12 protein-coding genes are annotated in these 21,161 nt (G+C 48.9%); 1 reads left to right on the top strand and 11 read right to left on the bottom strand.

Annotated features, from left to right (window positions below; all coding sequences use genetic code 11):
- Positions 1-21: 21 nt before the first annotated feature.
- The 11 genes from ACXAGX_RS18080 to ACXAGX_RS18030 form a co-directional block, all read right to left on the bottom strand.
- Positions 22-3,711 carry an AAA family ATPase gene (locus ACXAGX_RS18080; RefSeq protein ID WP_474840044.1) on the bottom strand — a complete coding sequence of 1,230 codons (3,690 nt, stop codon included), beginning with the start codon at positions 3,709-3,711 and terminating at the stop codon, positions 22-24.
- The gene (gene sbcD / locus ACXAGX_RS18075; RefSeq protein ID WP_474840042.1) at positions 3,711-4,928 is read right to left on the bottom strand and encodes an exonuclease subunit SbcD; all 1,218 of its coding nucleotides are present in this window, start codon (positions 4,926-4,928) and stop codon (positions 3,711-3,713) included. The genes ACXAGX_RS18080 and sbcD overlap by 1 nt, the downstream gene beginning before the upstream one ends.
- 130 nt (positions 4,929-5,058) lie before the next feature.
- Entirely contained in the window at positions 5,059-5,778 is a 720-nt protein-coding gene (locus tag ACXAGX_RS18070; protein ID WP_474840040.1) for a transglutaminase-like cysteine peptidase, read from the bottom strand.
- Between the two features lie 69 nt (positions 5,779-5,847).
- Positions 5,848-7,767: a bifunctional diguanylate cyclase/phosphodiesterase gene (locus tag ACXAGX_RS18065; RefSeq protein ID WP_474840038.1), complete on the bottom strand. Its 1,920-nt coding sequence runs from the start codon at positions 7,765-7,767 to the stop codon at positions 5,848-5,850.
- The gene (locus ACXAGX_RS18060) at positions 7,764-9,020 is read right to left on the bottom strand and encodes a sensor histidine kinase (protein ID WP_474817571.1); all 1,257 of its coding nucleotides are present in this window, start codon (positions 9,018-9,020) and stop codon (positions 7,764-7,766) included. Before ACXAGX_RS18060 ends, ACXAGX_RS18065 begins: the two co-directional genes overlap by 4 nt.
- Positions 9,021-9,031: 11 nt before the next feature.
- A complete protein-coding gene (locus ACXAGX_RS18055; protein WP_474817570.1) occupies positions 9,032-10,579 on the bottom strand; it encodes a DUF3369 domain-containing protein in 1,548 nt (515 codons plus the stop codon).
- 3 nt (positions 10,580-10,582) lie between these two features.
- On the bottom strand, positions 10,583-12,241 hold the full coding sequence (locus ACXAGX_RS18050) for a sensor histidine kinase (RefSeq protein WP_474817569.1): 1,659 nt from the start codon (positions 12,239-12,241) through the stop codon (positions 10,583-10,585).
- Between the two features lie 26 nt (positions 12,242-12,267).
- The gene (locus ACXAGX_RS18045) at positions 12,268-12,858 is read right to left on the bottom strand and encodes a response regulator transcription factor (RefSeq protein ID WP_474817568.1); all 591 of its coding nucleotides are present in this window, start codon (positions 12,856-12,858) and stop codon (positions 12,268-12,270) included.
- A 2-nt stretch (positions 12,859-12,860) separates the two neighbouring features.
- Positions 12,861-14,192 (bottom strand): HlyD family type I secretion periplasmic adaptor subunit, encoded by a 1,332-nt coding sequence (locus tag ACXAGX_RS18040; protein WP_474817567.1) that lies wholly within the window; start codon positions 14,190-14,192, stop codon positions 12,861-12,863.
- Positions 14,189-16,366, bottom strand: coding sequence for a type I secretion system permease/ATPase (locus ACXAGX_RS18035; protein ID WP_474817566.1), 2,178 nt, complete (start codon positions 16,364-16,366; stop codon positions 14,189-14,191). Before ACXAGX_RS18035 ends, ACXAGX_RS18040 begins: the two co-directional genes overlap by 4 nt.
- Positions 16,366-18,336, bottom strand: coding sequence for a TolC family outer membrane protein (locus tag ACXAGX_RS18030; protein ID WP_474840036.1), 1,971 nt, complete (start codon positions 18,334-18,336; stop codon positions 16,366-16,368). Before ACXAGX_RS18030 ends, ACXAGX_RS18035 begins: the two co-directional genes overlap by 1 nt.
- A gap of 241 nt (positions 18,337-18,577) precedes the next feature.
- On the opposite strand from ACXAGX_RS18030, the gene ACXAGX_RS18025 reads away from it, so the two are divergent.
- On the top strand, positions 18,578-21,161 hold a 2,584-nt coding region (locus ACXAGX_RS18025; RefSeq protein ID WP_474840034.1), incomplete at its 3' end, for a retention module-containing protein.

Below are 21,161 nucleotides of genomic sequence, written 5' to 3'. Positions count from 1 at the left end.
CCCATTAAATGGTAGGCTGCTTTATACCAAAGCGGCCTCTTCCATCACCTTAAACTCTGCATCGAGTTCACTTACTCCCAAACCGCTTCGCTTGTGCACTCTGATCTGCGTGGGAATACGTTCTTTCATGGCTTCAACATGGCTAATAACCCCAATCATTCTGCCCGACGCGTTCAGGTTATCCAGCGCATCAAGGGCAATATCCAAGGTTTCTGCATCCAACGTGCCGAATCCTTCATCCAGAAACAGTGAGTCGATGCTGGTTTTATGACTCACCAAATCTGATAACGCGAGCGCCAGCGCCAAACTCACCAGAAAACTCTCACCGCCCGATAACGTTCGGGTGTCACGGGTGATATCTCCCTGCCAGGTATCTGCCACCAGCAGAGAAAGGCCGTTCACTTCTTTGCGCTGCAAGCGATAGCGACCATGTAATCGGCTTAGCTGTCTATTTGCCAGTACAATGAGGTTATCCAGTGTGAGTCCTTGCGCGAATTTTCTGAATTTATCGCCTTTGGAAGAACCAATCAGTTCGTTCAGTGTAGACAACACATCAAAGGCAGATTGTTTGGTTTCAATATCATCAGCAATTTGCTTCAGTTTTTGCTTCTGTTCGTCGTCGGCCTGCTTGCGCGCCTGCAATTCTCCTTTGCGGGAAAGGCATGCATCGCGGGTTGTTTCCGCTTCTTCCAGTGCTCGTTGCACTTCCGCTAATTCCATCGTTTGCCAATGGGCCGCTTCCTCACTGTTTTTCCAGTTGCTGTATGCCTTAGTAGCCTCATCAGCAAACGCACGCGTTTGCTTAAGTGCGTCCTGCAATGTTTGCTGCTGTTGTTTTAATGCTTGCAAGCCATGCTCGTCCAGTCGCGCCTGTTCAAATGCGCTATCAGAATCAAACCCTTGTTGTTCCCGACTTTGCAACCACTGCGCTTGCGCGGCTTCAAGGCGCTCTGACAAAACAGACACACTTTTTTGAAGCTGTATTGATTCGGCGTTCAGGGCCGTATGCGTATCTGTGGCCGTTTGCACCGCTTTACGTGCTTGCTCAGCGCGTTGATGGTGTAAGGCAATGGCCTGTTCAGCGTCATTGAGCGCCTCACGTGCTGGTGTATTACCCAGCAATGCTTTCCGCTGGGAAAGTGCTTCACTGTACTGTTCGAACAATACCTGAGCAGCGTGTTCAGCATCGGCAATGATTTGCTGAAGCCCCTTCGCGGCAGTTTCTTGCCCAGCGAGTTCGACATTGAGGGGGCCAGACTGACGCTCAGAGTCACCAACCTGTTGCTGTGCCGCCTCAAATCGCTGTGCTCGCGCCTGCAGATCTTTCAGCCAATCCATCAACTCCCCGTCAGGTACCGTCAACCCGGCTTCTGTTACTTGCTGATGAAGCGCTTGTATCTGCGCCTGAGATTCTGTGATTACAACAGACAAGCGTTGAGCCAAAGCGGCCTGCTCTTTTTGCCCCTGTTCGAGACGCGTCAGTGCCAATTGATGATTGTTATCCGCTTTTTCTACTTTCCGCTCACATTCATTTAGCGCAGTACTTAAGAAGGTAACCGCCTCCTTTTGTGCTACCAAGGCATTTGCTTCAGCCCTTAAGGACTCCGCTTCATTTTGCAGTGCAGTCTCATATTCACCTACGCTAGTAGCCTGCTCAAGTACCAGAGTTACCGGAAGCTGATGCTGTTGTTGCTCCCACTGTGCAACAAGCTGTTGCAATTCGCCTTCGGCGTCAACAAGCCAGCGGTCAAAGCTCGATAATTCGCTCTCAAGTTGCTGGCATCGCTCCTTGAGTGCGGTCCCCGCTTCTTCTGCTTTTGAAAGTTCTAGCTCAAGGGCTTGTTTTCGTTGCAGCGTTTCTGGAATATTTATCTCGCCTTCAGCGGTTATTGGATGAGATTCCGCGCCACAGAGCGGACAAGGTACACCGTGTTCCAGTTTGGCCCGGTATTCGGCAAGTTGCTCCTCCTGCCTTACCAATTGGCTCACATCTTTTAATGACTGGCTTGTCGTCTGATACGCCTTTCTTAATGCTTGTAGCTCCTGCTTTTGCATTTCCAATCTGCTTGCCAGTGCATCACGCTGCTGCTTTTGGTTCCCCATATTCTCAGAAACCGAAAGGTAACGGCGCTGCACTTCCGCCGCTTTGCTCAAGGGCCGCCACTGGGCGTCAATCTTCTGAGCGCGTTGCTCTCCAGTAACACGTCGCTGCTCGCCGCCGAGAGTTTCAAAAGCACTAACCGCAGCCTTTGCTTCGGCTTGCTTTTCTGCCTGTTCTGAACGGGCGGTTTCAACATCAACAGCCAGTTGGTTGACCTTGGCTTGCTGTGCTGCAATAGCGGCTTGTTGCGCAGACTGCTCTGCTTCAAGCGTCTGTTTTTGCTGCTCATATTGGGCCATTAATGCTATTTGCCCTTGCCAGCCAGAAAGATGATGACTCAACACGCCATCATTTTTATGCGCATCAAGATAAGCTTGCTGCTGTTGTCGCTGAGTATTCAGCGTGGTTAGCTGCTGCCTGAGTGTGGTTAACTGATTTTCCTTATCTTTAAGTGTTTGCTGTTGTTCTGTTACTTTGCGGCGAACGTCTTGTTGCTCCTGTTGCAGGCGACCGATTTTATCGTCCAGCGGTATAACTTGCTCGTGGACAAGGGAAATGCGCGTTTTCATGTCCTGTTGTACTGCGCTGTACGCGCTGGCAGCCTGTCTGTCAGTCGCTTTTGCCGCATTTAGCGTTTGCTCTGCCGTCGCCACCTGCTGTTTCAAATCAGCTTCATTGGTGACGGCTTGCTCACGCTCCTGCTTCATGGTTTGCAGGCTTTTCCACTCCGGTAACAATTTGGCTGCTTTCTCAGCCAACAAAATACCCTGTTCCTGGGGCAGGAAATTATCGTAGTGTTGCTGCGCTTGATTCAGGTTTGCTGTAGCTTGCCGTTGTTTCTCTTCGCGTTCCGTCGCCCCCAACCACCAAGTCACGCCGTTCTGCCATTGTTCGACCTTTTGACGGGCAGACGCTAACTGGGATTCCGCACCGTCAATTGCCGTTTCCAGCGCCAACCTTTCCTCGGCAGAAAGTAACGATACGTTATCCATGCCTTCCCGTAACAGGCCTAACTCAAGCTTCGCTTTAGCGTAATTCTCATAAACCCGCATGGAAATGTCGGCGTAAATTTCAGTACCGGTCAGTTCTTCAAGCAAGGCTGCACGATCGCTTTCGCTGGCGTTGAGAAAAGCGGCAAAGTCGCCCTGAGACAACAACATAGATTTAGTAAAGCGGGCAAAGTCCAGCCCGGTAATAGCTCTTATCTCGTCATCTTTGCTTTTAACCTGATTGGCAAGCACGTCGCCGCTTGCCACTTCCGCCAATTCCACCACTGCCTGCTGTAGATTGCCATCTGCTTTTCCCCGGGCACGACGCATGCTCCAGAAAGCGCGGTAGGCTTTCCCCTTCACGGAGAATTCCACTTCTGACAGGCATTCTGCGGTTCCCCGGGTCATGATCTCATTGGAAGACTGGGTGAGATTTCCTAGTCGTGGGGTCTGGTGATAGAGCGCTAAACAAATAGCGTCCAGTAGCGTCGTTTTACCTGCACCGGTTGCACCAGTAATCGCAAACAAACCGTTATCGGTAAAAGGAGAACGGGTGAAATCTATCTTCCACTCGCCTTTAAGGGCATTGAGATTTTTAAGTCGTAGCGTAAGAATTTTCATCAGACTTCCTGCTCCTCATCCAACGAGGTCACCACGGCAGAAAATTGTTGTCGAAGCGCTTCTTTGGTTTCGTCCACCTCGCTGTCTAATAATTCAAGGCGTTTTTCAAACACCTCCTGTGGCGACAATTCCGATAAGTCTTTCTCATACTCGTTGCTCATACCCACAGTTTGTTGTTGCTGAACCCGACGTAATTGCAGCACTTCTACGGGTTTACCTTCAACCATGGCTTGAATACGCTGATGTAGATCAGACAGATACCCTTGTGTGGTCACCTCAATGCATAACCAGGTAGAGGCCTCCTGGTTCTCAAACTCACTCAGTGCCTGTTCAATGTCGTCCAAACTGCCCCGGAGCACCTGCATGTCCTGAAACAATGGTACGGGTACGGATTCAACAGAAGTGGCCTGATGGCCGTCGAAGGACACAACCAACACCTGCTTTTGTGTACCGAGCTCATCAAAACTTAGCGGAATAGGTGAACCGCTATAACGAATAATGTCAGATTTTGCTACCCGCTGGGGACGGTGAATATGGCCCAATGCTATGTAGTCTGCCGGCGGAAATCCGCCTGCATCAAAACCATCCAGGGTACCAATATAAATTTCCCGTACACTCGAAGACGCAGACACACCAAGGGCGGTAAGGTGTCCGGTAGCAATAACAGGAATATCGATGCCAAGTTCAGCGCGACGGGCTTCAGCCAACTGATATACCGAAGCGTAATGGGCTTTTATTGCCTCACCAAGACTCTGCTTTTTATCTTCTCCAGACTGACCTGCCTCGCTAACCATCACATCCCTGGCGCGAATAAACGGAATCGCGCAGACAATCCCGGTCACATCATCGTTATTATCACGGATTTCCACAACCTGCTCTGCAGGATCGGCGCACGTCGAAGCGATAACATGGGTATTCAAGCAAGAAAGCAAGCCACGGGTTTCATTGAGCACAGAAACTGAGTCGTGGTTGCCACCGAGTATGACCAATGTGCAAGCATGGGCCTGCAGAGACACCACAAATCGGCTATAAATCTCCCTGGCATAACTAGGCGGCGCCCCAGTATCAAAAATGTCACCAGCCACAATGATGGCGTCAATGCCATGCTCGTCTACCACGTTAAGTAACCAGTCGAGAAATCGCTGATGTTCATGCTTTCGATTTTGAGTGAAAAAGCTCTGACCCAGATGCCAGTCGGAAGTGTGCAGAATTTTCATGAAACTAAACTTGGGAATAATCAGACCATTACCTTACCACATGCTTTGAAAGCGGGTAATGAATCAGTCAGTTTCATAGATAGATTTGAGGTTGTGTTTAGGCAAGAAATACACGGGAAGCGAAGCCGGATTATTTAACGCTAATACCCTCAGTGCTGATTTTATTTAGCAAACCACGCCAACGAGAAAGCTTAGCTGACGCTGAACCCGATGACTTCTTTTGCCCTGGCGCCCATACACCGGTACTGTTGAAACTGAACACAGGCATCAAGTCTGTTCTTTGTCGGGCGGGTAACACTTCTGAAATAAGGCTGTCGAGGATAAGCGGCTGACTGTCTGGCGTTGCGTAATAACCGAGTACCATGTGCGCTTGTGTCACCGTACTGCGGCGTCCACCTATCTTGGCTTTAACGTAAATGAGCCGAAGCTTCTCATCGGCAACACCCAAGTTAAGCAGGAAAATATACTTGGCGATGGCGTAGTCTTCACAGTCTCCCACCCGTTTAGCCAGAAATTCCGCCGGTGACGCCCAATAATCACTTTGCTTCCATACCACGTCATCGGTTTGGTAAGTCACATTTTCACTGAAATAATGATTAACCCGCTTAAGTTGCTCGGTTTCTGACAGAGACGCTGCATCTGAAAACAATGCACTTAGCGCCGCTCTTCGCCCGCTATCAACCTTTCCGCCGTGTTTTTCAACTGCTTGCCAGAATTGATCAAAGTTTATGTTTACCAGAGCAAATGCGGTAAGGGTGCAGCAAAGCGCGAGCGCAGCTGCAGTAATCCCGACTTGCAGATTTAAGATGCGAGAAAAGAAAGAAGACGCAATACGTTTCAGCACCGACACAGCAGCTCACCCGGGGGAACTGGCTTGCTCACCAATCGTAAAGAAAGAAAAATGTTCACTCGTGCCCGCCTAACGCTTGCTGTCCAGACGTGTGATACCATCAAATCCCATGGACATCAACACTTCCTCATCTTTCTGCGATACTACGCCATCAGCAATGACTGCCATCCCGAGCGAGTGTGCCAGGTCTGCAAGGCCATTGAGGTAAACCTGGTTTGAGCGATTATTGACAACATCGTAAACATAAGCACTGTCGATTTTAAGGTATTTGAGGCCAAATTCGTGAACGTCAGCCACTTTTGAGAAACTCTCTCCGACACGTTTAAGCCCGGTGTTAACGAGGAGTTTGTCAGCCATGCGACAAAATTGACGGAATGCGATGGGGTGAGTAGCGGCAGTATGTTCCCGCAGCTCCAGTGATAACCGAGATAATACCTGACGTGAACCTTTTAACGTACTCTCTAGCTGAGAGAGTGATTTGTCACTGATAATCGACTCTTCATACAACAACACGGAACAACGCTTATCGGTATTTTCTGCCAGCCAGTTCAATGCTGTTGTCAGGGTGAGTAAATCTATTTTCTCTACCTTGCCAAAGCGTCTGGCTGCTTCTGTGAGCCGGCCAAATCCTCTCATTTCACCGTTATCATCATAGTTAAGCAATGCTTGATAGTGCATCACACTACCATTGTGAGAAAACACTTTAACGGTCTGCAGGTGACAATGTTCACTGGCTTTAGCGAAATCCTGCTCCCACAGCTCTAGGCTTTCACAGCGGTAATGCCGCTCAGGCACTGGCTGCAGATTAAAACCAAACACAATATCCTGCTCTTGTACTTCCTCCAACAGCTCATCTACTCTGTCGAGAAGTTCATAACTTGCTTCGTTTGGACTTAGATAAACGCCAGCGGTGACGCAGTGTAATGATGCATCACTAAATTCTGGCAAATCTGAAATTGGGTTATCTTCAACAAACACCTGCGCAATGTCTTCCATCGCCCGGCATTCAGAAAGCAGCACACAGATATCGGTCTCGTTTATTCGCGCAATTCTAAAATCGGTATACAACTCGTCGTGGCGGCGATAAAACTGCGCTAATTTTTCGGCGAAAGTTTTAATAAAGTGATTGAATACGTCAGGCGCCATGGATTGCACATCGCCCTGATGTTTCATTAAGCTATGCATCAACAAGCCATTCTGACCATCTTTATCGCGGTACCGCAGTTGCGATTCAAGAATAGAAAAGAAGGCATTAATATTGACAAGTTTAGTCACCGGATCATGCTGATCGCGTTCACGGGCGAGTTCCAGTCGACGGTTATTTTCAACGAGATTCGCTTTAAACCGATCGGCCAACGAGTTCATTGCGTTAACCACTCTGGCAAAGTCAGCCGTCCACGGGCGGGATATCTTAATAAATTTTCGTTCTGAGAAGCTGTTAGCTTGGTTAACTATATTGCCAAGGGGCTTAAGAATGACCCTGAGAATTAACGAACCGATAATGCCAATAGCGGCCATCAGAACCAGAATACTGATCACGAAACTTTTGAACTTTGACCACAGTGAATCCATGGCGAAAGCGGTCTGACTTTCAACATACAAGGTACCGTAGAGATCCCAGCCATCACTCACTTGCGATATGCCTGGCGCCACTTCCAGTGAGGCTAACTCCTGAAACCAACCTGGTGCCGTTGATGGCTCCCCTTCGTAGTAGATTTCATCAATAATACCGCCGTTATTACCCTCAAGACGAATTCTTGCATAGTGCCCGGAGTCAAATTTTGCTGACAACATTAATCTGATTTCTGCCGGTGACTTTTCAGCCTGCGTTAAAACCAGCGCAAGTGAATTGGCATCATCGTTATTTTTTAAATAAAGCTGTTCTTCAGTATTCTGCTGAGTCGAAAAAAACAACACCAGAAAGCTTACCATGCTGTTAAGTGCAATGATCGCCAGTACCGCAATCCAAAGTTGTTTATTCAGCGTCACAGATTACCACTCGCCTCATCTTCAAGTTCTACCGGCAATGTCAAAGTGAAAGAGGTACCTTCACCCACTTCCGTTTTCATTTTCAGTTTGCCCTGCATTTTGTCTTCCGTCAGGGTTTCCACGATATGAAGGCCCAACCCACTGCCTCCCTGCTCCCGCCGGGTAGTGAAATAGGGTTCGAACATCACATCTCTGAATTTAACGGGAATACCCTTACCATTATCAGCAATAGTGATGATTGCCGACGATTCGGTGGAGGTTACCGTTAATGTAATTTGGGGGTCGGTTATGGTACTGTCGAAAGCATGAATAGAGGCGTTAAACAGCAGGTTTGTCAGTACCTGTGACAGCGCGCCCGGATAACTCTTCATCATGAAGGTTTCCTCGATATCTTCTTCCAACACGATTTCAATTTGCTTCGCTTTCAACTGCGGCTTAACACTGCTCAGCACGCTTTCAATGGTACTGTGCAGAGGAAAGGTAAGCAGTCGATCCGCGCTTTGGTTAACCGCATTCGTCTTGAAGTCTCTGACTAGTTTGGCTGCGCGACCAAGATTAAATGTCAGTAAATCTGCGACCTCATTGCTTTCTTCGATAAACTCTTCAAAATATTCCTCGGTTAACGAACCGTCATTAAAGCTTTTGTTGAGGTCATCCACACTTTCTTTTAAATGTGACAACGACGTAATCGCCACGCCAAGTGGATTGTTTATTTCATGGGCCACTGATGCCACCATGCCCCCTAACGTACTCATTTTCTCTAATTCGATAGCCGCTTGCTTTTTCTCACGCAAATAATCAGATTCAATAAGTAGAGGCGTAAACTCCAAGATGACGCGTTGTAAGTTGATATCCTGTTTATCTATCACCTTGTCACTGGTCAGCACAATAAAGCCGCCCACCAGTTCTGTATTGGCAATCATATAAACAGCAACCGACAATCCTTGCATTCCGCTTTCGTTTAACCATGAAGCCATGGCCACCGATATTTTGTCATCGTCGACCCATCCACTTTCCCTGGCAGCAAGCATGGGCTCCAGAACATGTCTTTCTAAATGTCGGGGCGCATCAATGCCCATACTGTCTAAAGCGATGCAGCTATCGGCACTGATTGACCAACAAGACACGTGCTGGCATTCTGCAGCAATAAAGATAGCCTGATCGAGAAAAGTAAATTGCGCTTGTACCGGGAGATCCCTCAGTAAGGTCGTTCCCAGTAGTTCTCCCATCGCTTTTGTGACAGATTTACTCATTCAAACACTCCTTAGTCCGGAAAGTTTTCACGAATCGACCAGAAAAAATCGATATCTTCGATCATCAGGTCTGATAGCGTAGGATCAAATTTAGCGCCTTTTTGCGCGCTGAGTTGACTAAGCACCTCATCCTTAGACATCGCCGCGCTATTGTCAGAACCAGACGTCATACGATCGAACTCTGCAGCAAGCGAAATAATGCGTGCGCTGACAGGAATGGTTTCGCCGCTGAGCTGATTGGGATACCCTTCACCATCCCATTGTTCGTGGAATGTCTGGCAGGCTTGTGCAGCCTTCTTCATCATTGGCTTATCAGACTTACTCAACAACGCTGCTCCCACATTAGGATGGTTTTTCAGCAACGCCATTTGTTCAGCAGAAAGGCTCTCTTCACTCTGTAAAACCGTATCTGGCAGGGTGATTTTACCGATATCACATATAGGCGCGAGCCGGCGAATAGTCTCAGCATCATCAACGCCTAAACCAGCACGTCGTGCCAGTTCATAACTCAGTTCTGCTGTGCGTAGACTGTGTGAGTTACTTTCACTACTGCGCTGTTCAGCCAGGTTTCCGAGTAAGTGAAGAATATCGGATTGTGTGCCTTTGATTTCTTCACTGATCATCAGATTCTCGTAAACCAGTGACACGTTGATGCAGTAAATTTCCAAGAATTCTTTTTGAGAATCCGTTAACGCCCCTTTGGTTTCTATAAAGAGCAGGTTCTCGTACCCCTTATCCGTGCAGGTATAAAACACGTAACCATTATCAAAGTGCTGAGATTTCTTGGTGGCTAACACTTCTTTAAAACAAGTTTCGACATCTTCTGGCACCATAGGCGCACTACTTTCTTTGATGTCAGCCAGGCTGCCGGTAGCAGCAAGCACCGCCCGCTCCTTCGCACCGCTGCCTTCTTGCGGAAAGGTCGAACAGTAAATGGCACTGGAATCTAACTGCAACAGGTTCATGATTTCTTTAAGTACCGCTGAAGCAAAATCATTCAAAGAATGGGTTTGCAACATTTTGGTGGTACTTTCGATAACCTGTCTGAGCCCCTTACGATGATTTTCAATGGTGGAAATATCACGATAAGATCGTAACCCCGTATACATCAGGGTTTTCAGCTTCTGACTCGTGAGCTCGGTTTTTTCTTTGTAGTCGTTGATATCATAGCGTTCAATAACTTCATGCTCAGGCGCCTGCCCCGGCTGTCCCGTTCTGAGCACCAGACGACATGCATTGTTTTGCAGATCTTTGCGAACGTAGTGCACCACATCCAGGCCGGCATGATCGGTTTCCATCACCACGTCTACCAGCGCCAGCGCGATATCCGTTTCGGTATTAAAAATTTCCATCGCTTCCTTGCCTGAATAGGCGTGCAAGAATTCGATTTTTTTGCCATCAAAGCGAAAACGCTTGAGGGTCAAGTCTGTCACCCGGTGAACTTCTGTTTCGTCGTCAATGATTAGCACTTTCAGCGGTGATGATGCCTTCTCTTCAACGGTTTCATTCCCGGAAGGTGCAACGACTTCTTTCTTCTTGGCAAATAAAGGATTTCCCATCAGTTACTCCTTATCATCTAAGTCTTTAATTCGTAATGAAACCCACAAGCCACCTTCTGGCTCTTCTCCGTGATTAAGCTCACCCTGAAGCTTACTTTTCACCAGGTTGTACACCACGCTTAAACCCAGCCCAGCATTTCCCCCGCCACGTCGGGTGGTGAAAAATGGGTCAAAAATCTTACCGAGGTCTTCTTTGGCCACCCCTTCACCGTTATCCGAAAACTTGAGCATTACCCATTTACCAAATGTGGTAACGCGTATGGAGATAACGCAGTCCTGCTCTTTGTTGGCAAAGCCATGAATCGAAGCATTTGAAGCCAGTGCGTCCAGCACTTGATTAATTACCGTGGGGTAAGTGCATATTTCTGAACGACGGCCTATTTCAATGTTAATTTTCACTTTGGTAGACATCGCGTTCTGCTTATAGTGTTCTGCAAAATTTTCTACCAGTTCAGCCACATCTACGGTTTCAGGCGCAACCGAATCATCAGCGTTAATGACGTCAATTTTTTTGAAAGATGAAATAAGTTTAGATGCTCTTTTCAGGTTTCCCAGTGCCATTGCGAGCACTTCTTTACCGGATGTAATAAATTCCTCGAATCTATCCTCATCTAAATCGCCGTTATCGAAATCTTCCTTCAAATCACGGATAAGATCGTTAACGTGAGAGCAACTCGTAATACTGATCCCAAGCGGCGTGTTGACTTCGTGGGCGATACCGGCGACCAGTCCGCCCATCGCGCCTATTTTTTCTGCCTCTACGGTTTTTTCCTGGGCAAATTTAAGATCCTGTAAGGCACTTTGGCGCTCGTCGCTGAGGCGGTGCACTTTTAAGGCGAAGTAAACGATGTACAACACCATCAGGCTGAAAAGAAAAGCAAGTACAGGAATTAAAATGTAGAACCGGTTGAACAGATCTTCCGGAGGATAAACCACCATTTCCCACTGTTGATTGAAAAGAGTAACTTCACCTCTAAAGGGTTCTGCTAACGCAGACGAATACTTAACATCCGAAAAGGCCACATTCTTTTTATCGTCTTGCGTTTGATAAACGATAAAGTTACTAGCAATACGATTACTGATCGCGAGCCTCGCCGCCTTGTGCACGTCTACCACCATAATCAATAACATTTTGTGATCGGGCATAGCACGGACCAACGAAACAAACTTACGTTGGGTATCGTCAATGGCAAACAATTCTGTCGAATAGTCATCCATATTGCCCACCGTTCGCATATCAACATAGGTTCGCGTTATATCGCGCATCTGCTTACGACCAAGAAATTCATAGCCATCTGCCACAACCCAGTACTTAATTTCTGGTAGCGTACTTTTGGCTCCGGCGCGAATGTCGTACTCGTAGATGCCAATTCCGCTTATTGCCGGATTATGCTCCAGAATCACTTCCGCAAAATATTCAAATTCGATGCTATCGACACTTTCTGACGAGTCGAAAAACTTGTTTTGTAAGTGCAGTGCGTATTCGAAATCGTTGAGATTAACGTTGAAATGATCGATAAATTCTTTCACCGGCCCATCAAACGAAGCGACACGCTCCTGCTCTGAAAGCTTCTTGTAAAGCTGAAAGCCGCCGAGAATGCAAAGTATGCTGAAAAGCGCTCCCAACCCAATGACGGTCTTATTTTGAAAAGTGTAAGTCACAATGCCCTCATACTTATTTCGGAATGCTATTGTGGAGCGCTATTAAAGCGACCAATTTTTAACAACAAGGCCACCCGGTCTTTCACCCGGTACTTTTTAAGAATAGAAGACATATGTTCTTTTACTGTCCTCACGGTGATATTTAACGTTTCAGACATTTGCTGATTCGATTCACCCTTCAACAATAGTTGCAGAATTTCTCGTTCACGTTCGGTAAGCACCTCACCGCTATCTTCCCGTAACGTATAGCCAGGGTGTTCGCTCAAGCGATGGAACATGGCTGTCACCAAACCGCCAGGGATCCATAAACCGCCAGCAGAGATAGCCTGGCTAATGGCGTCGCAGTGACGAAATACCTCTGTGGCATTGCAGTAAGCCCGGGCGCCGAGCAATAAGCTCCCCTGCATTTCTTTGATATCGGGTTGATAACTGACAACCACGGGAGATATCTCTACAGCTACCGCATCACGGACCACTCTCTGCCAGTTGGGCTCGCGGGTATCGATCCAACATATCCCACCTGAATTAATAGTCGAAAAAGAGGCATTCAGCCAAGAATCAGCGTCAGAAAGTGAGGAAATTTTCCTGAGTGCATCGCCAAGAATAAAAAATTTCATTTCTACCGTTCCCTTAAAGCAGAAGTTGAAGCACGAATCAGAGGGTTAAGCAGATATCGCATTACCGTGCGTTTGCCTGTGATGATATCGACTTGCACCATCATGCCGGGCAGAATATCCAGTTCACCGGCATCACGTGCCGCGGTGGATAAGCGCACAAGATAGAAGGTTCGGTCCTGATCATCGGTTACAGTGTCGGCACTTATATGTTCCACAGAGGCATTCATGCCGCCATAAATGGCGTAGTCATAGGCACTGAATTTTAAAATTGCGGGCTGCCCTAACTTGAGAAAGGCAATGTCTTTCGGCGGAATTTTCGCTTCCACTAACAGCACGTCGTCAGAGGGAATAAGCTCAGCAACAGCGCTTCCCGGTGTAATGACTCCTCCTACGGTGTTGACTAACAAGCGCTGAACGGTGCCCGACACAGGGGCGCGTATTTCAGACTGCTTGACCACATCCTGAAGGCCAGTTTGCGACTCCTGCAAGGTTTGTAACGTGGCCACGGCTTCGTTCAATTCCTCACTCCAGCGGTTCTGCATTTTTAACCGCGCCTCTTTCAGGTTGTTTTGTTCTTCGTCGATGGTCGCTTCACTGCGAAAAATGGCGGCTCGGGTACGCTGAATAGCCCCTTGGTTTTCTATGATCTGGCGCTCTAAACGTAAAATATCGATTTCAGACACCGCCCCGGATTCAAGCAATGGACGGGTTACACTTAACTCTCGCTCAGCTAAGGTTAAAGTGTCCTGAAACTGTTTGAGCTCAGAGCGAAATGATTCCACGTCCTGTTCTCGCTGGGCTATCCGACTTTCAAATCGGGCCTCTGTTTCCTCCAATTCTCTGATACTGGAATAGTAAAGTGCCGTTTCGTTGGTCACGATATCGGGTGCGGCTAGCCTCAGATCATCGGTGAAAGCCAGAGGCTCGCCACGGGTCTGAGCGGAAAGGCGTTCAACCTTGGCCGAAACCGCATTCATTCGGGTGCTGTTCTCCTGCAGAGAGGAGATATAACGGGTGGGATCAACGCGCAGTATCACGCTTCCCGCTTTAACAAACTGCCCTTCCTTAACCAGGATGTCCTGCACGATGCCACCATCGTACGATTGCAAGACCTGTAGCTGGCTAGAAGGCACCACTTTGCCATCACCCCGGGCCACTTCATCAACCGGTGCTAAGCACGCCCAAACGATAAGTACCACTATGGTCATTACCACGCCATAAAGCAGCACTCTTGCACGCAGTGGTCGTTGTTGAATACGTGCCCACTCGGCTTCTAACACCCAATCGTTATCGGGCGGAGGCGTCAAACGTTCCCTCATCCAGGAAAAAATCATGAGTTTGCCCCTCCTTTTAGCGCTGATGCCAAGCGCAGCATGATCTCGTCTCTAGGGCCATCGGCAATAATGCGGCCACGGTCAAGCACCACGATGCGGTCCACCAGGCTGAGTAATGACTGCCTGTGTGTATTCAGAATTAAGGTTTTACCCTTGGTTTCTCTGGCCAGAAGTTGGGTTATTTTCTGCTCTGCTGCCGCATCCATGGCGGACGTGGGCTCATCCATTAAGTACATGGCAGGTCTGCGGATGAGCGCTCTGGCCAGCGCCACCGATTGGCGCTTACCGCCTGAGAGCAAGCAGCCGCCTTCACCGACACTGAGATTTAAACCATCGGGGTGGTGATTCACGAAATCGGTCAACCCGCAGGCGCCGAGAATTTCCCAAATGAAATCTTCGTCATAGTCTTCCTGAAAAACGGTGATGTTATCTTTCAAACTTCCGGTAAACAGATTGATGTCTTGCGGCACATAGCCAATTTGATTACGCAACGTACTCGGCTCATATTGCTGTAAGTCGATATTATCCAGGGTGATGATTCCACTGGTGGGCGCATAGGCGTGCAGCAGCATCTTGTGAATTGTGGTTTTACCCGAGCCGTTGTTGCCCAGAATGGCCACCCGCTCACCGGGTTCAATGGTTAGTGATAATCGACTGATTACATGAGAAGCCTGATTGGGATAAGCGAAAGACACGTTATCGAATGCGAACTTACCTTTGATGCAGGTATGCTGTGTCCATTTGCGACTACCATCAGACTCTTCCTCTTTCTCCATAAGCTCCGAAAGGGTTTCATAAGCCACTTTGGCGTGATGATATTGGGCGAGCAGCCCGGCTGCCTGAGACAATGGCCCCATAGCTCTGGATGACAGCAGGTAAGCCGCAATTAAACCACCTTGTGTCAGTTCACCGTCGACCATGAGAAACACGCCTACCACCAGAATAGCGACACCCACAGACTGCTGAATCCACAGCGCGGCATTGGTAACCGATGTGCCTGCCAGGCGGAGCTTTGCGTTAATTTTTGCGAGATTAATGGAGTAAATCTCCCAATCTCGCTGAATATGATGGCCTGCATTGAAAAACTTCACGTCTTCAAACATTTTCACTGACTCGGTCACCAACCCGTTGCGTGCCGATGACGCCTCACTGGCATTGGTAGCAAGCTTCGCCATGTTTCGCTGCGCATAAAGCCCGAAGCCAAGTAAAATCAAACCCCCAACAATAATAGGCAACGCCAGAAAGCCGCTGATCAAAGCAATGATGACAATAAAGAAGATGGCGAAAGGTAAATCGACCAGAGACACCAAAGTTAATGAGTTGGTGAATCCCCGGATTGCCTCGAAAGACTGCAGATTGCTGACGAAAGCGCCTGTTGACTGAGGCTTAACGTTGAACGAAAACCCAAGCACCTTTTGCATTAAATTAGCGGTAAGGCTGATATCAATGCGACTTGCAGCCAGCTCAACAAAGAAATGCCGCAGCATACGTAAGCTAAACTCTGCCAACAGCACCAGGCCCGCACCAATGGCGAGCACCCAAAGGGTTTCAATAGCGGCATTGGGCACCACGCGATCGTACACATTCATCACAAACAAGGGCATAGCCAGCGAAAGTAGACCGATGAAAACCGATGCCAGTAGCACATCCCTATACAGCGGAATGGCCGTTGATACCGCGCTCCACAACCAACTGGTCTCCGTGTCGCTTTCTGCAACCGAGGGCGGACGGCCGATTTTGTTGTCGGGGCGCAGGAATATGACGAATCCGGTAAATTCAGTGTCAAGTTCACTAAGGGAAACTTTTTCCACGGTTTCCGATGAGTCTGGAAAAACAACTTCGGCAACATGCTTCTCTGTGTCTAGCCCAACCAAAACGCATGAACGTTGTTCCTCAAGCACCAAAATCACGGGCAGAAGAGATTTATTTATTTCGGTTAGCGGCCTTTTCACTATTTTACAGTGTAGCCCGACGCGGCTGGCAGCTCTGGGCATTACCGACGGCGAGAGTTCTTCATGCTGCATAGGCAAACCTGCCAAAACAGCATCGGCAATCATGGTGATGCCATGAAAATCACAGATTGTTTTCAGACAAGCCATCAGACACCCGCCACGTACCGTTGAACGGGCTGCGATTTCCTCGACAGAAAGGTGAGAAAGATTGGGTGGTGACATTAGCGCTCCATACCCCTAGTTTCAGGCAATGCAGCGTTGTTAATAAAGAGAATTTCTACTCTACGATTAGCCTTGTCGGCTGCATCCGTGTTGTTATCAATAGCAGGGCTGTCCTCGCCAAGGGCAATCACCGAGAACCGGGATTCGAGGCCTCCTGTTGTGACTTGGGTTGTTAACCAGTCAGCCACATTTTGCGCCCGCTTGAGTGAGAGAGCCTGATTATAATTCCGGTTACCTTTTAGTGAGGCATGACCGTATAATTGGATAGCATTCGACGGCGATTCATTCAGAAAATCCACAACAGGTTGTAACGCCTTTTTTTGATCTTCACTCAATGAGGCGTCATTTTCAGCGAAGAAGGCATTCATTGCGGGGCGCAGCTCTGGCTCCAGCAATGGCGTTGGCTCAGGAGCGACAGACGCCGAGTCCTCGACCATTTCATCGCCAAAGGGGTCTACGACCATGGGTTCTTCTATTTCCTGATGACAGCCAAAGTCGTCTGCAGTTACATTTGCAGGTGTGTCTGGACATTCATCCCATAGGTCAGTTACCCCATCACCGTCGCTGTCTCGTACCAGAATGTTGGTTTCCTGAGACATCACGTCGGTACTTTCCGCCGGACAAACATATTTGGGGTCGTAAACTGCACCAGACAATCTGATTGCTTCGGTTACGTTAAAGTCCGAGCGCGTTACTGCCAGAAATTCAGCAAGCTTGCCGCTACCCGCCAACAATCTGAGTACCGCTTTGTACTGGGTATATAAGGCTTCAGTGTAAGCCCGGCCAGATTCATAGGCCTCATTTTCTGAGTCGAGCAGATCAAGCAGTGTTCGTTCGCCGATTTTGAATTGATCAAGATATGCCGTTCTTACTCTGCTTGCAGACAAGCGGTGTTCGTTCAACGCAGGTAATTGTCTGTCGAGATTGCGAATATCGTTAAATGCAATCTGCACGGTTTGCCTGACATCGCGACAGGAGCGATCTCTCAGATCAAGGGCTTGGTCTTTCAGGGCGAGGGCTGACTTGATTTGCGCGCGATCAGCACCGCCGTTATAGAAGTTGTAGGAGACTTCAATGCCTACCCGTCCCTCAGTGATCGTATTGTCTAACCCCGCCTGGTCCCGTGTTTGCGTACCGTAACTTCCCACTAAATTTACCGTTGGCAAATAGCGAGACTGCGCAGAATCAATGGAGAATTGATTAGAGCGAATGTTGTACCAGGTCGCGAGGAAGCCTGGATTGTATTGATAAGCCACCATCAGACTGTCGACGACAGACGCGGGCAAATCAACATAAATCAGATTATCTATGCCGGCAAGCTCATCAGGGGGGCGTTTACCCGTTAGGCGCTGATAACGCGAAGCGACATCATGTAAATTAGACTGCTCCGTCATTACATTAGATTCGGCCAAATACAAACGCCCACTAATTTGCTCGAGGTCAGCGCGTCTCGCCACACCGGCCTGCGCACTTTTTTCTATCTGCTTGTATACATCAACGTGTGTTCTTAAGTTGTCTTCAGCCACGCGAAGCAATTCGCGATAAAGAAGCATATCGGCGAATGCAGTGGCCACTTCCAACGAGATCAGTTCCACCTGATTCAGTAATTCCAGGTATCTGACTTTTTGTGCCGATTCGAGCCGCTTAATTTCGGACGATGTGAAGAAGCCATCAAAAAGCATTTGTGTGGCTGTAAGGCGGATCTCGCTATCAGAATAGCTCTGTTCAAGGCCGGAATTTCGTCTTACTAAGGCGCTTCTCGCGGTTAAATCAACTGTGGGTCGATACCCCGATCGCGCCACCTTGGTATCTTGCCTCGCGCTTTGCAGATCCTGCCAGGCCGCGTTGATATCAGGGTGGGAATCTATTGCCTCACGCACTACTTCAGAGAGTTGTATCGGTTCTGCTGAGGTAGCACGAACACTAATTAACCCGAAAGCTAACAACAAAAATAACCATCGAATTGGCATATGTTCTCCACGATTAAATAACTGAAACAAAATTAATCTCGGCGGTAATTAAGCCTGTTACTTAAAGGTAGACACTGGAATCTGAACCCGCAAACTACCGAGGTCAGAAAAAGATTAAAAAAAATTTCTGACTTAAATCATTTGTAAAACAGAACCTTATTAAAAGCCTGTTCTCTGGTACAGGGCCGGACTTTTTGACTGACCTATCTTTGAGTGCATTAACAGTCACAGGTTTTAAGTCATGCTCAATGTCACAAATGTCACTGGTGAAGTGATTATCCGTCTGCCCAATGGCGAAGAACGTCCGGTTGTTGCCGGCGATGTTATTCCATCAGATGCTGAAATCATTGCTGAAAACGGCGGTCAGATAATGACCGAAGAGTTAGGCAGTGTTGTATTAAGTGCCGGCGTTCCACAGCGTGTTGAATCGCTCGAAAATTTCACTGCAGCCACCTCAGATGATGAATTCGTCGTCTACGATGACTCTCTTGATGATGTATTGAGTATGGTTGATGGCGGTGCAGATGCTGATGTTGATAACGCAAGTAGCGAAGTTGACATCGACGCGCTACTTAGCGGCGATGGCGATATTCTCGACGCCTTAGAAGAAACCGCTGCCGGTCTTGGTGGTGGCGGTGGTGGCGGCGGTGCCTCCTTTGTGCAATTAAGTAGAATTGCCGAAGATGTCGACCCCCTCGCCTTCGAATTTGAACCAACAACTGGCAACGAAGCCACACTCGAAGACACAGACGCTGCTGGTAACGAAGCAGACGCAGAGCCAACAACCCTTGAAGATGTCGTCATTAGCGGCGACTTCCCTCCCGTGGTATCGGGTGAATCGAACCTTGCGCCTGACACCCCCGTGACCATCATTGTCACCGATGAAAACGGTACTGAAACGACCATTGATGTGCCAGTCGCAGAGGACGGAAGCTTCACCGTTACACTTCCGGATACATTGGAAGACGGCACCTTTGATATTGTTGTAGAAGCACCCGACCCGCAAACGGGTACGGTTACCTTTTCAGACACGTTTGTGGTGGATACCACCGCCCCAACTATCACGGTTGATCCCGTTGACGTTACCAACGATCCATTCATTGAAATAACAGGCTCAAGCGATCTACCTGCAGGCAGCGAAGTCAGTGTGACGATTGTTGACGCCGCAGGAAATACGCAAACTGTCGTAGCAGTTGTCGCTGATGATGGCAGCTTCTCCGTTGTCCCCGACGCGCCTCTAGCCGAAGGCGCATTCGACATTTCTGTATCGGCAACGGATGAAGCCGGCAATACAACCACGGTAGAGTCAAGTGGTGAAGCAGATTTCACACCGCCAACAGTGACTTTTGATGTGACAACTACCCCGGGTGAGCCTGCCGTCGTCAATGGTAATACTGACCTTGCGCCTGGTAGTACGGTAACCGTGACTGTTACAGACGCCAATGGCGATGCGTTTGATCTTGTTGCCGATGTACAAGCTGATGGTTCTTTTGCTGCAACACTGCCTGCTGACTTAGCCGAAGGTGACTACACCGTTTCTGTTGAAGCTACAGATCCTGCGGGTAATCAAACGCAAACTGCCGGTGAATTCACCGTAGAGGCTGATGCGCCAGTTGCAGAAGAAACCACAGAGCCAACTCCACCGCCAGCAGCTGAAGAAGAAACGACAACGCCGCCAGAAGAGGCTGGTACAACTGAGCCTGCGCCAGGAGAAGAAGAAGTAACGCCGGGTATAGAAGAGCCTGCGCCAGGGGAAGAAGCAGCAACGCCGGGTACAGAAGAGCCTGCGCCAGGGGAAGAAGCAGCAACGCCAGGTACAGAAGAGCCTGCGCCAGATACTGAGGCACCAGACGGAACCACGGAAGCTGAAACCTCACCAACACTGACAATTGATCCTGCTACACCAGGCAACGATGCCACACCCACAGTTTCAGGTACTACAGACTTACCTGCTGGCGAAACAGTATCGATCACCGTTACCGATGCGAATGGTGACGACCAAACTTTCACTGCTACCGTACAACCTGACGGTTCGTTCAGCGCCGATGTCCCTGCGGATCTAGCTGAAGGTGCTTACACGGTTGACGTTACAGCCACCGATGCTGCTGGTAACACAACAACGGCAACAGACGCGGGCGGTGAAGTTGATACTTCCGCACCAACAGTGACCGTTGATCCACAAAATACAGGCAATGACGCCACACCAACGGTATCGGGTACCACAGATTTGCCTGCTGGCGAAACGGTATCGATCACGGTAACTGATGCGAACGGCGACGCCCAAACCTTCACCGCTACCGTACAGCCTGACGGTTCGTTCAGCGCAGACGTTCCAGCGGATTTGGCCGACGGTGCCTATACGGTTGAAGCGACCGCCACCGATGCGGCTGGTAATACAACGACAGCAACAGAAACTGGCGGTGAAGTGAACACCGCCGCTCCATCACTGTCTTTAAACCCACAATCGCCCGATTCAGATACTACACCCACGGTATCTGGCACAACGGATCTACCGGCTGGCGAAACCGTGTCCATCACAGTGACCGATGCTAACGGTGATGCCCAAACCTTCACGGCAACGGTACAGCCAGACGGTTCATTCAGTGCCGATGTCCCAGCGGACATGGCCGACGGTGCTTATACCGTTGAAGCCACTGCCACCGATGCTGCCGGTAACGCCACTACGGCTACCGACAACAACGGTGAAATCGACACCGCTGCGCCCACCATCACTTTGGACGCGCAGACAACCGGCAACGATGCGACGCCGACGGTTTCTGGAAGCACAGATCTGCCAGTAGGCGAAACCGTGTCGATCACGGTAA

Source organism: Alteromonas sp. ABV4_515 (genome assembly GCF_056160345.1).
This window is presented reverse-complemented; position numbering and strand designations above follow the sequence as displayed.

Coding starts and splice junctions, on each gene's coding strand:
- ACXAGX_RS18030 (WP_474840036.1), bottom strand. CDS start 18,336: ATGCCAATTCGATGGTTATTTTTGTTGTTAGCTTTCGGGTTAATTAGT.
- sbcD (WP_474840042.1), bottom strand. CDS start 4,928: ATGAAAATTCTGCACACTTCCGACTGGCATCTGGGTCAGAGCTTTTTC.
- ACXAGX_RS18080 (WP_474840044.1), bottom strand. CDS start 3,711: ATGAAAATTCTTACGCTACGACTTAAAAATCTCAATGCCCTTAAAGGC.
- ACXAGX_RS18035 (WP_474817566.1), bottom strand. CDS start 16,366: ATGTCACCACCCAATCTTTCTCACCTTTCTGTCGAGGAAATCGCAGCC.
- ACXAGX_RS18055 (WP_474817570.1), bottom strand. CDS start 10,579: ATGGGAAATCCTTTATTTGCCAAGAAGAAAGAAGTCGTTGCACCTTCC.
- ACXAGX_RS18045 (WP_474817568.1), bottom strand. CDS start 12,858: ATGAAATTTTTTATTCTTGGCGATGCACTCAGGAAAATTTCCTCACTT.
- ACXAGX_RS18060 (WP_474817571.1), bottom strand. CDS start 9,020: ATGAGTAAATCTGTCACAAAAGCGATGGGAGAACTACTGGGAACGACC.
- ACXAGX_RS18040 (WP_474817567.1), bottom strand. CDS start 14,192: ATGATTTTTTCCTGGATGAGGGAACGTTTGACGCCTCCGCCCGATAAC.